This is a genomic window from Nocardia amikacinitolerans NBRC 108937 (assembly GCF_001612615.1).
GTDB classification, from domain to species: domain Bacteria; phylum Actinomycetota; class Actinomycetes; order Mycobacteriales; family Mycobacteriaceae; genus Nocardia; species Nocardia amikacinitolerans.
In genome coordinates, this window is the sequence record NZ_BDAU01000083.1 from 73,651 (window position 1) to 86,617 (window position 12,967).

The 12,967-nt window shown below is 69.2% G+C and carries 11 protein-coding genes; 5 read left to right on the plus strand and 6 right to left on the minus strand.

Annotation, left to right across the window (positions count from 1 at the left end; genetic code table 11):
- Position 1: 1 nt before the first annotated feature.
- From rplT to infC, 3 genes are all read right to left on the minus strand, one after another.
- Positions 2-382 carry a 50S ribosomal protein L20 gene (rplT, locus tag NAM01S_RS32930; RefSeq protein ID WP_039797323.1) on the minus strand — a complete coding sequence of 127 codons (381 nt, stop codon included), beginning with the start codon at positions 380-382 and terminating at the stop codon, positions 2-4.
- A 98-nt stretch (positions 383-480) separates the two neighbouring features.
- Positions 481-675, minus strand: a complete 195-nt coding sequence (rpmI, locus tag NAM01S_RS32935; RefSeq protein ID WP_040706116.1) for a 50S ribosomal protein L35 — start codon at positions 673-675, stop codon at positions 481-483.
- A 73-nt stretch (positions 676-748) separates the two neighbouring features.
- Positions 749-1,402 (minus strand): translation initiation factor IF-3, encoded by a 654-nt coding sequence (gene infC, locus NAM01S_RS32940; protein WP_084483526.1) that lies wholly within the window; start codon positions 1,400-1,402, stop codon positions 749-751.
- Positions 1,403-1,728: 326 nt separating this feature from the next.
- Here infC and NAM01S_RS32945 point away from each other — a divergent pair, with 326 nt between their 5' ends.
- The 3 genes from NAM01S_RS32945 to NAM01S_RS32955 all read left to right on the plus strand — a co-directional run bounded on the left by NAM01S_RS32945 (position 1,729) and on the right by NAM01S_RS32955 (position 3,390).
- A complete protein-coding gene (locus NAM01S_RS32945) occupies positions 1,729-2,265 on the plus strand; it encodes a DinB family protein (RefSeq protein WP_169810945.1) in 537 nt (178 codons plus the stop codon).
- Positions 2,262-2,600: a DUF1844 domain-containing protein gene (locus NAM01S_RS32950; RefSeq protein WP_067793136.1), complete on the plus strand. Its 339-nt coding sequence runs from the start codon at positions 2,262-2,264 to the stop codon at positions 2,598-2,600. Before NAM01S_RS32945 ends, NAM01S_RS32950 begins: the two co-directional genes overlap by 4 nt.
- A 70-nt stretch (positions 2,601-2,670) precedes the next feature.
- The gene (locus NAM01S_RS32955; protein ID WP_067793141.1) at positions 2,671-3,390 is read left to right on the plus strand and encodes an alpha/beta fold hydrolase; all 720 of its coding nucleotides are present in this window, start codon (positions 2,671-2,673) and stop codon (positions 3,388-3,390) included.
- Between the two features lie 649 nt (positions 3,391-4,039).
- Here the strand turns inward: NAM01S_RS32955 and uvrA are convergent.
- Positions 4,040-7,090 carry an excinuclease ABC subunit UvrA gene (uvrA, locus tag NAM01S_RS32960; RefSeq protein WP_067793143.1) on the minus strand — a complete coding sequence of 1,017 codons (3,051 nt, stop codon included), beginning with the start codon at positions 7,088-7,090 and terminating at the stop codon, positions 4,040-4,042.
- A gap of 118 nt (positions 7,091-7,208) precedes the next feature.
- Positions 7,209-9,293 carry an amylo-alpha-1,6-glucosidase gene (locus NAM01S_RS32965; protein WP_067793145.1) on the minus strand — a complete coding sequence of 695 codons (2,085 nt, stop codon included), beginning with the start codon at positions 9,291-9,293 and terminating at the stop codon, positions 7,209-7,211.
- 230 nt (positions 9,294-9,523) lie between these two features.
- On the opposite strand from NAM01S_RS32965, the gene NAM01S_RS32970 reads away from it, so the two are divergent.
- Positions 9,524-10,156 carry a response regulator gene (locus NAM01S_RS32970; RefSeq protein WP_067793147.1) on the plus strand — a complete coding sequence of 211 codons (633 nt, stop codon included), beginning with the start codon at positions 9,524-9,526 and terminating at the stop codon, positions 10,154-10,156.
- Positions 10,157-10,209: 53 nt separating this feature from the next.
- Here NAM01S_RS32970 and NAM01S_RS32975 read toward each other — a convergent pair whose 3' ends face one another.
- Positions 10,210-11,001 (minus strand): sigma 54 modulation/S30EA ribosomal C-terminal domain-containing protein, encoded by a 792-nt coding sequence (locus NAM01S_RS32975; RefSeq protein ID WP_067793149.1) that lies wholly within the window; start codon positions 10,999-11,001, stop codon positions 10,210-10,212.
- 138 nt (positions 11,002-11,139) lie between these two features.
- On the opposite strand from NAM01S_RS32975, the gene NAM01S_RS32980 reads away from it, so the two are divergent.
- Positions 11,140-12,879: a sensor histidine kinase gene (locus NAM01S_RS32980; protein ID WP_067793151.1), complete on the plus strand. Its 1,740-nt coding sequence runs from the start codon at positions 11,140-11,142 to the stop codon at positions 12,877-12,879.
- Positions 12,880-12,967 lie beyond the last annotated feature (88 nt).

Sequence of the window (12,967 nt, forward strand, 5' to 3'; positions counted from 1 at the left end):
ATCAGGCGGCCGGGGCGTTGACGTCCTGCGGGAGGGCGGCCTTGGCGACAGCGACCAGACCGGCGAAGGCCTCGGCGTCGGAGACGGCGAGCTCGGCCAGGATCTTGCGGTCCACCTCGACACCGGCGGCCTTCAGGCCCTGGATGAACCGGTTGTAGGTGATGTCGTTGATGCGCGCCGCTGCGTTGATGCGGGCGATCCACAGCTTGCGGAAGTCACCCTTGCGCGCCCGGCGGTCCCGGTAGGCGTAGGTGAGCGAGTGCAGCTGCTGTTCCTTGGCCTTGCGGTAAAGCCGCGAGCGCTGGCCCCGGTAGCCCTTGGAGGCCTCGAGGATGGAACGGCGCTTCTTCTGAGCGTTGACGGCCCTCTTGACGCGTGCCACTGGTCAGTCCTTGATCGAATAGGGGGCGCGTGCGGCGCCCGGGAGGTTGGTCAGGGGTGGCGTCCGGAATCTCCGGTCGCGGTGCTGCCTGAAGGGGATCAGATACCCAGCAGCTTCTTCACGCGACGGACGTCGGCAGCCGCGACGACCTCCGTGCCGTCCAGACGACGAGTCCGGCGGGTGGGCTTGTGCTCGAACAGGTGGCGACGGTTCGCCTGCTGGCGCAGCAGCTTGCCTTTACCGGACACCTTGAATCGCTTCGAGGCGCCGCTGTGGCTCTTCATCTTCGGCATGGATTCCTCTATCTGGTCGTCCCGGCGGTCGTCGCCGACCGCCGGTGTCTGTTCGTATAACTGCGGGCGTGGCCTACTCGGCCTGCTCCGCGGCCGGGGTCTCACCGGCGGGTGCGGCGCTCGCGGCAGGCCGTCCGGCCGATTCCTGCTGCGCCTTCACGCGGGTCTTCGCTCCCTTGTGGGGTGCGAGGACCATGGTCATGTTCCGGCCGTCCTGCTTGGCCGAGGTCTCCACGAAACCCAGGTCCGCGACGTCGGAGGCCAGCCGCTGCAGCAGCCGGAACCCGAGCTCGGGCCGGGACTGCTCGCGACCCCGGAACATGATCGTCACCTTGACCTTGGACCCGGCTTCGAGGAAGCGAACGACATTGCGCTTCTTGGTCTCGTAGTCGTGGTCGTCGATCTTGGGCCGGAGCTTCTGCTCCTTGATCACGGTCTGCTGCTGGTTCTTCCGAGACTCGCGCGCCTTCTGCGCCGTCTCGTACTTGAACTTGCCGTAGTCCATGATCTTGCAAACCGGCGGACGGGCATCCGGAGCCACCTCGACCAGGTCGAGATCGGCCTCGAGGGCGACGCGTAGCGCATCTTCAACACGCACGATCCCAACCTGCTCGCCGCCAGGTCCGATGAGTCGAACCTCGGGAACTCGGATGCGATCGTTGATGCGGGTCTCAGTGCTGATGGGGCCTCCTAGGTCAAGCGGTGTCGTCTGACGACCGCAGGCAATAACTGCAACCCCTTGTTCAACACAAAGGCCCCGGTGCGGTATTTCACCGCGACGGGGCCCGAGTCGACCGATCGCCGATGACAGGCATCGACTCTTGCGCGCGAGAAGGCTCGCCACGCAAGAAACCCACCACGTCGGGCGGGTGACCGGACCGTTTGACCAGTACGATCGCTCGTCGGCAACGGTGGGAGTCGGGCTCCACTTATCAGCCCCGGATCGTGCGGCATCACGCAACACCGTTCGGGGCGGTCGTCAGCGGAAAGTCTAGCATTGCCGTCCGCTATCGCCGAATCGGCTCGAAAACGCGTTGCGCGCCCGGCGGCGCGGTGCCACGCTCCCTCGGTGCCCGCATCCTCTCACGACATCCTGCGCTGGCAGTTCGACCTGACCTGGTCGTTGGCGCGCTACCACTTCGACGCGCTGACACCCGAGGACTTCCACTGGGAACCAGGCCCGCTGATCTGGACCGTGCACCGCGGCGCGGACGGCAACTGGCGACCGGACTGGGCCGAGGTCGAGCCCGACCCGATCCCGGTGCCGACGTCGCCTGGCTCACCTGGCACATCGATTGGTGGTGGAGCACGGCGCTCGCGCACGTCGAGGGCCGGACCCCAACGCCGCGCGAGGAAGTGTTCTGGGCCGGTGACGCGGCGCTGACCAGGCTGGACGACCTGCGCGCCGGGTGGGCGACGGCGCTGGAGGCCGCCGATCCGGACGCGCCCGCCGCGTACCCGTGGCCCGCCGACGCCGGGCTCACCGTGACGCATCTGGCCGCTTGGGTGAACGCCGAACTGATGAAGAACGCCGCGGAGATCGGCCAGCTCCGGCTGCTGCGGGCGGCCTCGCTAGCCTGTGGGGTATGACTGACGAGCTCGACTCCATCCGCGAACTGGCCGACATCCCCGCCGTCGAGGTGATCAGCCGCGCCGCCGTGATGCTGATGAGTTCGGCCGCGGAAAAGCTCGGGCTCGCCGACCCGGACCCGGACCACAGCCCGCACCGCGATCTCGACGAGGCGCGCCGGGTCATCACGGCGCTCGCCGGCCTGGTCACCGCCTCGGTCGAATACCTCGGGCCGCACGCCGGACCGATCCGCGAGGGCCTGCAATCGCTCCAGCGGGCCTTCCGCGAGGCCTCCGCCCACCCGGACGAGCCGGGCAAGGGACCGGGCGAGAAGTACACCGGCCCCGTCTACTGAGCCGGGTTTTCCCGCTCCCGTCCGCCGCGACCGCTCACACGGTCGGCGGTTCATGCGGCATGCTGGCAGTATGTCGACACCGATCTTGCTCGTTCCCGGATTCTGGCTCGGCGCGTGGGCGTGGGACGAGGTGGCCGAGGACCTGCGCGGGCGCGGTTTCGACGTGCGGGCGCTGACGCTGCCCGGACTCGATCCCGACGACGAGGACCGGCTCGCGGCCACCATCGAGGAGCAGGCGGGAGCCATCCTCGCGGCCATCGACCCCGCGGAATCCGCTGTGCTGGTATCGCATTCGGGCGCCGCCGCGCCGGGCTATCTGGCCACCGATGTCGCGCCGGAGCGTTTCCAGCACGCGGTGTACGTCGACTGCGCGCCGGTGCCGGACGGGTTCGTGCTCAACGATTCGCTCGGCGCGGCGCGCGAGTACCCGCTGCCGAGCTGGGAGCAGTTGGCGGAAGAGGGTGACAGCCTCGTCGGGCTGGACAAGGCGCAACTGGCCCGCTTCCGTGAGCGCGCGGTGTCGGAACCGGCGAGTATCGCGGGCGCGCCACTGCGGCTGAGCGATTCGCCCGCGCGCCTCGCGGTGCCGACGACGGTGGTGTGCACCAGCATCACCGCGGAGCTGGTGCGGCAGCTGAGCACGAGCGGCGAGGCGCCGGTGTTCAGCGAGATCGCCCGGTTCGACGCGACGCTGATCGACCTGCCGACCGGGCACTGGCCGATGTGGTCGAAGCCGATGGAACTGGCGCAGATCATCGCCGAGGCCGCGTCGGAGTCGGCGAAGAACTGAGGGCGGCACGGCCGAGACGGGGCTGGCCGACACGACCGGCCCCGCCCGGCGCGCTCACTGCCCCGGGGTGACCGAGATCGACGATCCGGTGGCGATCATATTGGCGAGGGCCTGGAAAAGGCTGGTCAGACCGGCGCTTCCGCTGTCCATGGGATTTCCTTTCGCTGTGCGGCGCGCTCAGGCGCCCGGGTTGTAGTTGATGGACGATCCACTGCTCAGAAACGTGAGGATCTGCGCGACGAGCGCGGCGATGTCGACGCCTTCCATGGGCGTGTTCCTTTCTCTCCCACCGCTTTTCGGGCGCGCGAACGCCACCGAGCGGTGCACTCACCGTTACTGTCCCGGACGCGCCCGGACACGGTGAGCCGATCTTACACACGCCTGTTTCACTTTTTCCCGCGTTTCGGGAGCCCAATGCGCAGGGCACTTCCCCGGATCGATCCGCGCGCCACACACTCCGTCGACTTCCCTCTCGACTCGATGCTGGACGCCCGGGGATGGAGCCTTCGACTGCGGCCGGACAGAACCGCCCGCCGTCGCCCTGCGCACCGAAACGACGAGTGACCGCGTCCTCGGGACACGGCCACTCGATCTGTTGCTGGTCGGCGGAGCTCTGCGAATCGGCTCTCCAATCAGCTCGGCTCTCGCATCAACGCAGCGCAGCGGCCTTCCTGGCCAGCCGCTTCGCCGCCGCTGTCTCCGAGGGCGCCTTCTTGGCCGCCGCCTTCTCGGCCGGAGCCTTCTTCGCAGGCTTGGCCGCCGTCGGCTCCGCCGGAACCGCCTTGGCCGCAGCCTTCTTCGCGATCTTCTTCGCCGGTGCCCGCTTCACCGGAGCCGTCGCGGCGGGCTGGGCGAGCACCTCCTTCAGGAACTGGCCCGTGTAGCTGTTCGGCACGGCCGCGACGTCTTCGGGGACGCCCTCGGCCACCACGGTGCCGCCGCCGGAGCCGCCCTCGGGACCCATGTCGACCACCCAGTCGGAGGTCTTGATGACGTCCAGGTTGTGCTCGATGACGATGACGGTGTTGCCCTTGTCGACAAGACCGTTGATGACGGCGAGCAGCTTGCGGATGTCCTCGAAGTGCAGACCGGTGGTCGGCTCGTCGAGGATGTAGACCGTGCGGCCGGTGGAACGCTTCTGCAACTCCGCCGCCAGCTTCACGCGCTGCGCCTCGCCGCCGGACAGCGTCGGCGCGCTCTGGCCGAGCCGCACGTAGCCGAGGCCGACGTCGACCAGGGTCTTGAGGTAGCGGTGGATCGAGGTGACCGGCTCGAAGAACTCGGCGGCCTCCTCGATGGACATGTCGAGCACCTCGGCGATGGTCTTGCCCTTGTAGTGCACCTCGAGGGTTTCCCGGTTGTAGCGCGCGCCGTGGCAGACCTCGCACGGCACGTACACGTCCGGCAGGAAGTTCATCTCGATCTTCAGCGTGCCGTCGCCCGAGCACGCCTCGCAGCGGCCGCCCTTGACGTTGAACGAGAACCGGCCCGGCTGGTAACCGCGCACCTTGGCCTCGGTGGTCGCCGCGAACAGCGTCCTGATCTTGTCGAACACGCCGGTGTAGGTGGCCGGGTTCGACCGCGGTGTCCGGCCGATCGGCGACTGATCGACCTGCACCAGCTTGTCCAGGTGATCCAGGCCGTTGACCCTGGTGTGCCTGCCCGGCACCTGGCGGGCGCCGTTGAGCTTGTTCGCCAGCACGGTGGCCAGGATGTCGTTGACCAGCGTCGACTTGCCCGAGCCCGAGACGCCGGTCACCGCGGTGAGCACGCCGAGCGGGAAGGAGACGTCGATGCCCTTCAGGTTGTGCTCGGTGGCGCCGACCACGGTGAGCTTGCGCTTCTTGTCCACCGGGCGGCGCACCATCGGCACCTCGATGCGCTCGCGGCCCGAAAGGTACGCGCCGGTCAGCGAATTCGGGTCGGTGAGCAGCTCCTGGTACGGGCCGCTGTGCACCACCCGGCCGCCGTGCTCGCCCGCCAGCGGACCGATGTCGACGACCCAGTCCGAGGCGCGGATGGTGTCCTCGTCGTGCTCGACGACGATCAGCGTGTTGCCGAGATTCTTGAGCCGCGTGAGGGTTTCGATGAGTCGCCGGTTGTCGCGCTGGTGCAGGCCGATGGACGGCTCGTCCAGCACGTACAGCACGCCGACCAGGCCGGAGCCGATCTGGGTGGCCAGCCGGATGCGCTGGGCCTCACCGCCGGACAGGGTCGCGGCGGCGCGGGACAGCGTCAGGTACTCCAGGCCGACGTCGAGCAGGAAGCCGAGGCGCGCCTGGACCTCCTTGAGCACCTGCCCGGCGATCGCGGCCTCGCGCTCCCCCAGCGTCAGCGAGTTGAGGAACTTCGAGCAGTCGCCGATCGACAGGTCGCTGACCTCGGCGATGGACTTGCGTTCCGCGCCCCCCGCGATGGTGACGGCGAGGATCTCCGGTCGCAGCCGCGCGCCGTTGCAGACGGGGCACGGGATATCGCGCATGTACCCCTCGTAGTGCTCCTTCATCTGCTCGGAGTCGGTGTTCTCCATGCGCCGCTGGAGGAACGGCATGACGCCCTCGAAGTCGGCGTAGTAGGAGCGCTTGCGTCCGTAGCGGTTGGTGTAGGAGACGTGCACCTGGTCGGCGCTGCCCTCCAGCACGGCTTTGCGCGCCTTGACCGGCAGCTCCCGCCACGGGGTGTCCATGGAGAAGCCGATGGCTTCGGCCAGTCCGGACAGCAGTCGGGTGAAGTACTCCGCGGTCTGCCCGCGCGACCACGGCGCGATGGCGCCCTGGGCGAGGCTGAGCTCGGGATCGGGGACCACCAGGTCCGGATCGACCTCCTTGCGGATGCCGAGGCCGGTGCAGTCGGGGCAGGCGCCGTAGGGCGAGTTGAACGAGAACGATCTCGGCTCGAGATCCTCGATGTCGAGCGGGTGACCGTTGGGGCAGGCGAGGCGCTCGGAGAAGCGGCGCTCCCGGTCGTGGGCGTGCTCGTCGCGGTCGACGAAGTCCAGCACCACGATGCCGTCGGCAAGGCGAAGCGCGGTCTCGATGGAATCGGTCAGGCGCTGCTTGGAGGTCGGCTTGACGGTGAGCCGGTCCACGACGACCTCGACGTCGTGCTTCTCCTGCTTCTTCAGCTTCGGCGGATCGGTCAGCGGATACACCACGCCGTCGACCCGCACTCGGGAGTAGCCCTGGGAATTGAGCTGGTCGAACAGGTCGACGAATTCGCCCTTGCGGGTCCGCACCACCGGCGCGAGCACCTGGAACTTGGTGCCCTCCTCCATGGCAAGCACTTGGTCGACGATCTGCTGCGGGGTCTGCTTGGCGATCAGCTCGCCGCAGACCGGGCAGTGCGGGGTGCCCGCGCGCGCGTAGAGCAGACGCAGGTAGTCGTAGACCTCGGTGATGGTGCCCACGGTGGAGCGCGGGTTGCGGTTGGTCGACTTCTGATCGATGGACACCGCGGGCGAGAGACCCTCGATGAAGTCGACGTCGGGCTTGTCCATCTGCCCGAGGAACTGCCTGGCGTAGGCCGACAGAGATTCCACGTACCGGCGCTGGCCCTCGGCGAAGATGGTGTCGAAGGCGAGGCTTGACTTGCCGGAGCCGGACAGTCCGGTGAACACGATCAGGCTGTCGCGGGGCAGATCGAGGTCGACCCCCTTCAGGTTGTGCTCCCGGGCTCCGCGCACGGTGAGGCGTTCCGCCACCAGGTGTGTCCCTTCTCGATCGTGTGTTGACGTGCAGACATACCCCCGTTGGCCACTCTAGGCCGGGGCACCGACAAGTTTTCGTCCGAGCGACCGCGGGCTGCCCGGACGACGCCCGTCACCCGGCCCGTCGCGTGCCCTCCGACCGCCCGATGACCTGCCATCCGTGCGCGTCCACCGTGACGGTCAACACCTCCGAGCCGACCCGGAGCCCGCTGATCCGCAGCGGCAGGTACCGCTCGGGCACGGCGGGCGCCACCTCCGCCGCGCCCGCGCCCGGCTCCAGCCGGACCAGGCTGCGCAGGAACAGCAGCGGCGCGGCCGCGGCCCAGGCCTGTGGCGAACACGAGGTCGGGTACGGCACCGGCGCGTCGAACTCGGCGCGGTCGAAACCGCAGAACAGCTCGGGCAGCCGGTAGCCGAACCGGACCGAGGCGTCCAGCACCGCGTCGATCACCCTGCTCGCGTGCTCGGTGAGTCCGTAGCGCATCAGCCCGGCCGCGCAGACCGCGTTGTCGTGCGGCCACACCGAACCGTTGTGGTAACTGACGGGGTTGTAGGCGCCCATGTCGCTGGACAGGGTTCGGATGCCCCAGCCGGTGAACATGTCGGGGGCGAGCAACCGGTCCGCGACCAGCGCCGCCTTGTCCTCGTCCACGATACCGGTCCACAGGCAGTGGCCGATGTTCGAGGTCAGCGCGTCGATCGGCCGTTTGTCCCTGTCCAGCCCGACGGCGTACCAGCCGCGCTCGGGCAGCCAGAACTTCGCGTTGAACTCGGCCTTGAGCCGGGCGGCCGCGGCGCGCAGCCGGTCGGCGGTGTCCCGGTCGCCGAGGTCGGCGGCCAGCTCGGCCCGCGCCAGGTACGCGGCGTAGACGTAGCCCTGCACCTCGGCGAGCGCGATGGGCGGTTCGGGCAGCGTGCCGTCGGCGAAGTTGATGCCGTCCCAGGAGTCCTTCCAGCCCTGGTTCTCCAGGCCGTGGTCGGTTTTCCGCTGGTATTCGACGAACCCGTCGCCGTCGGCGTCGCCGTAGCGCTGGATCCACTCGATGGCGCGGTCGGCGTGCGGCAGCAGTTCGTCGCGGGTGGCGGCGTCGAGTCCCCAGCGGTGCAACTCGCCGAGCACCATGACGAAAAGCGGTGTGGCGTCGACAGTTCCGTAGTACACCGTGTCGCCGCCGAGCAGTTTCGTCGCGGCCCTGCCGAAGCGGATCTCGTGCGGGATGCGGCCGGGTTGCTCCTCGGTGGCGGCGTGCTCGCGGACGCCCTGGAGCCCGGCCAGGCTCTGCAAGGTGCCGATGGCCAGCCTGGTGTCCACCGGAAGCACCATCCACGAGGTGAGCAGCGAGTCCCGCCCGAACAGCGCCATGAACCACGGCGCGCCCGCCGCGACCACCGCGCGCTCGGGGCTCGCCGGATCGAAGATGCGCAGTGCGCCGAGATCGGCGACGGCGCGGCGCAGCACGGCGGCCAACGTCGGGTCGCCGGTCCGCACCCGCGGCGAGTTCTCGTACCAGGCGCGCAGCCGCCGGGCCGGCGCGCTGTGCGCGATCGAGCTGCCGCACATGTGCCGCGGCGTGACCTCGGCCGAGCCGAGCAGCGGGTGGTACTGGACGCACGTCGTGAAGGACCCGCGCGCGGGCAGCCGGACCGACCAGCGCAGGCACCGGCCGTCGAACGTCGCGTCCGCGGCCCGCACCGCCATCGCGACACCGAGCGCGGGCGCCGCGATCTCGAGGCTGCCGTTGTCCACCCGGTGTTCGGTCTCGGGGCCCGCGCCGACGCGACCTTCCTTGACCTCGAACAGATCCGCGAAATCGGCGTCGACCTCGAGCGCGATCGCGCAGTCGATGGGTTCGCCGGAGAGGTTGCGCACGGTGAGGTCCTCGCGCATGCCGTCGCCGACGTGCCGTCCGACGATCACCAGCGCGGTGCTGTCGGCGCGGCCCGGCGGCGGCGTGGTGCGCGCGAGCAGCGTGGCGCTGTAGGGATCGGCGTACTGCACGCTCAACGGTTGCGGCGCTTGGTCGTCCACGGTGAGTCGCCAGCGGGAGAGCACCCTGGTGTCGCGGACGAACAGGCCCTGCGCCCGGCGCGGCTCGATGCCGCCGCCGGAATCGCTGAGGCAGAACGTGGATCCCTCGACGAGCGTGACCGCGCCCGCCGTCCCGTGTTGCGCGGGTCCGCTGCCCCACGGGTCCATGACGTCACTCGTCCTTGCGCCGGGGATCGGCCGGAGCGCTCGGGGCGTTCCGCGGTGTCGCTGAATCGGCCATGGTTCGACAACTTCCACGCGTGCGGTCCAGAAATCCAGCATACTCGGAACATCAATACGCCCAGGGCAATTCGACCCGTTCCGTTCGCCAGATGTTCGCTGGGACGGGATTCCGAGGTCGGTCCCGCGGCGGGATCCATGCGTAAGGAGGGGCCGCGGTGATCAAGGTGTTCCTGGTCGACGATCACGAGATCGTCCGGCGCGGGCTGACCGATCTGCTGGAGAGCGACCCAGAACTCGCGGTGATCGGCGAGGCGGGCGATGTCGCGCAGGCCATGGCGGGCATTCGCGTTGCCGAGCCCGATGTCGCGGTGCTCGACGTGCGGCTGCCCGACGGCAACGGCATCGAACTGTGCCGCGACCTGCTCGCCGAAATCGACGGTCTGCGCTGCCTGATCCTCACCTCCTACACCGACGAGCACGCCATGCTGGACGCGATCCTCGCCGGCGCTTCGGGTTACGTGGTCAAGAACATCAAGGGCATGGAGCTCGCCGAGGCCATCAAGGCGGTCGGCGCGGGCCGCTCGCTGCTGGACAACCGGGCGGCGACAGCGCTCAAGGCGCGGCTGCGCGACAGCGTCGAGGCCGACGGACCGCTGGCCGGACTGACCGAACAGGAACGCAAGCTGCTCGCGTTGCTCGGCGAGGGTTTGACGAACCGGCAGATCGCGGCGCGGATGTTCCTCGCCGAGAAGACGGTCAAGAACTACGTCTCGCGGTTGCTCGCCAAGCTGGGTATGGAGCGACGCACGCAAGCCGCGGTGCTCGCCTCCCGCCTGCGCGAGGGGTGAGCAGGTGCGCGATGTCCGAGGAGCGGCACTGCTCCCGCGGACGATGCTGCGATTCAGTCGTTTTCGGCGGGGGCGACGATCGTCAGGTCCCCGTCGTAGCGACGGTAGAGCAGGTGGCCGCGGCGGGTCTCCACGTCGGTGAAGAACAGGAACGGCAGGCCCGCGCCGCACAACCTGGTCGCCGCCTCGGACTCGCTGAGCAGCGGGCTCGGCTCCGAATGCACCGTCAACGGTAGGGAATTCGCGCTCAGCGGCCGGATCCGCTCGAGCGGGGTGATCGTGGTCCACTGGCGGACGAGCCGCACGCCGAACGAATCCGACCAGTGCACGATGGCGTCCTCGCCGGTCTCGGCGTCGGTGAACAGGTACGCGTCGTAGTCCATCGCGTCCATCACCGCGGTCGCCTCGGCGGGCGTTCCGGTGAGCAGCGCGCAGTTCTTGCGGCGGATGATCGGCCGCTGCTCGGTGACCTTGGCCAGCGGCGGCCGCGCCGGATCCGGCCACGCCCGAGACTGATTGGCGACCAGCCTGCTGAGCTGACGGTCCAGCCGCTCCACGGCGAAGGTCACCGCGAACCCGCGCGGCCCGGTGACCTGCACCCGGGTCGGTGTGTCGTGCAGCCGCACGTTGGCCTGCACCACCGTGGGTTCGTCCATATCCGGTGGGGCGGTGACGCGCACGCGCGCAGGCACGTCCAAGTGGTGGCGGCGCAGCACCCGCCCGATGGCGCGCACGGCACGCGTCACGTCGGCGGGCGGCACGGCGCCGCGGGTGGTCACCGCGAGCTCCGGATCCGCGGCGCTGGACCAATGTTCCGAGGAGTACAACGATTGCAACGAATTCATAGGACACCTCTACTCTCAATTCACCCAGTGCCGCTATCCCACCTCTGCAACGTCGCCGCGAACAGGGCCGAAAGTCCCCGATCCGCGAATTACACTGGCTGAAGCGCTGTTCAAGCGCCCTCCCGAACAGGAACCGACATGACCGAACACAGCGGTAACGGCCTGTACTCGGTACGCGACACGCTCTCGCAACTGCGCCTGCGCGAATTGCTCAGCGAGGTGAAGGAGCGCGTCGAGCTGATCATCGACTCGCGCGACCGGATGGACGGTCTCGTCGAGGCGATGCTCACCGTCACCTCCGGCCTGGATCTGGACGACACGCTGCGCGCCATCGTCCGCACCGCGACCAGCCTGGTCGACGCCCGATACGGCGCGCTCGCGGTGCGCGGGCACGACAGGCAGGTCGTGCAATTCATCGACGAGGGCATGGACGAGGCGGTCCGGCAGCGCATCGGCAGGCTGCCCGCCGGACACGGCGTGCTCGGCGTGGTGTTCAATCGCCCGAAACCGCTGCGGCTGGACGACCTCACCGAACATGTGGAGTCCGTGGGCTTCCCACCGGGGCATCCGCCCATGCACACCTTCCTCGGCGTGCCGGTGCGCATCCGCGACGAGGTGTTCGGCAGTCTCTACCTCACCGAAAAGTCGGGCGGACAACCCTTCACCGAGGACGACGACGTGCTGGTGCAGGCGCTGGCCGCCGCGGCGGGCATCGCCGTGGACAACGCGCGCCTCTACGAATCGGCCCGCACCAGGCAGGCCTGGATCGAGGCCACCCGCGACATCGCCACCGAATTTCTCGCGGGCACCGAATCCGAGCGCGTCCTCGCGCACGTGGTGGACCACGCGCGCACGCTGACCGGTTCGGACCGCTGCTTCCTCGCCGGACTCGACGAGCACGGAACACCGGGCGAGATCGGCGAACTCGTGCTGACCCAGTGGTCGGGTCCCGGCACCGGGCACGAGGGGTGGCTCGCGTCGACCGAGGGCACCGCGCTCGGCGAGGCGTTCACCCGGCGCACGCCGCTGCGCTTCGACGACGCGGCCCGCATCGACCTCGGTGTGCCGCTGGCCGATGTGGGGCCCGCGCTGATCCTGCCGCTGTGCACGCCGGACGCCACGCTCGGTGTGCTCGTCGCGGTGCGCCCCACCGGATCCGCGCCCTACGCCGACGAACTCGTCGAACTCACCGCAGCGTTCACCGACCAGGCCGCGCTTGCCATGCAGCTGGCCGACACGCAGCGGCGGATGCGCGAGCTCGACATCCTCGCCGACCGCGACCGCATCGCCCGCGACCTGCACGATCACGTGATCCAGCGGCTGTTCGCGATCGGTCTCACCTTGCAGGCGTCGCTGCCGAAGGCGGTGATTCCCGAAGTGCGCCAGCGGTTGTCGACCTCGATCGACGAGTTGCAGGAGGTCGTCCAGGAGATCCGCACCTCGATCTTCGATCTGCACGGCGGCGACGGGCACAGCGCGGGATTGCAGCAGCGCATCGAGCGCGCGGTACGCCAGCAGACGGCCGAGACCACGCTCGAGGCCACCGTCCAGGTGACCGGTCCGCTCTCCGTGCTGGAGGCCGAACTCGCCGACCACGCGGAGGCGGTGGTGCGCGAGGCGGTGAGCAACGCGGTGCGGCACTCGGGCGCCGACACCATCGCGGTGGAGATCAGCGTGGCCGACGATCTGACGATCGTGGTCACCGACAACGGTTGGGGCGTACCGAATCACGTCATCCGCAGCGGGCTGCGGAATCTGGAGCAGCGGGCCGAGAAGTCCGACGGCAGCTTCACGGTGGGTCCGGTGGGCAAGTCCGGTGACGGGTCGGGTCTGCCGGGGACGCGACTATATTGGTCGGTGCCGCTGCCCGCGGAGTGATGCCGGACAGCGACCAGCCGAGCGTCCGCATCCCAAGGCTTTACGCAAGCACCGACCGGCTCGGTGCAGACCGGTGCGCATCCCGGCC

Bases quoted from the DNA above. Each gene is read 5' to 3' on its own strand.
- rpmI (WP_040706116.1), bottom strand. From the start codon at position 675: ATGCCGAAGATGAAGAGCCACAGCGGCGCCTCGAAGCGATTCAAGGTG.
- NAM01S_RS32950 (WP_067793136.1), top strand. From the start codon at position 2,262: ATGACTGACGAGCTCGACTCCATCCGCGAACTGGCCGACATCCCCGCC.
- NAM01S_RS32955 (WP_067793141.1), top strand. From the start codon at position 2,671: ATGTCGACACCGATCTTGCTCGTTCCCGGATTCTGGCTCGGCGCGTGG.
- NAM01S_RS32965 (WP_067793145.1), bottom strand. From the start codon at position 9,293: ATGGACCCGTGGGGCAGCGGACCCGCGCAACACGGGACGGCGGGCGCG.
- NAM01S_RS32975 (WP_067793149.1), bottom strand. From the start codon at position 11,001: ATGAATTCGTTGCAATCGTTGTACTCCTCGGAACATTGGTCCAGCGCC.
- NAM01S_RS32980 (WP_067793151.1), top strand. From the start codon at position 11,140: ATGACCGAACACAGCGGTAACGGCCTGTACTCGGTACGCGACACGCTC.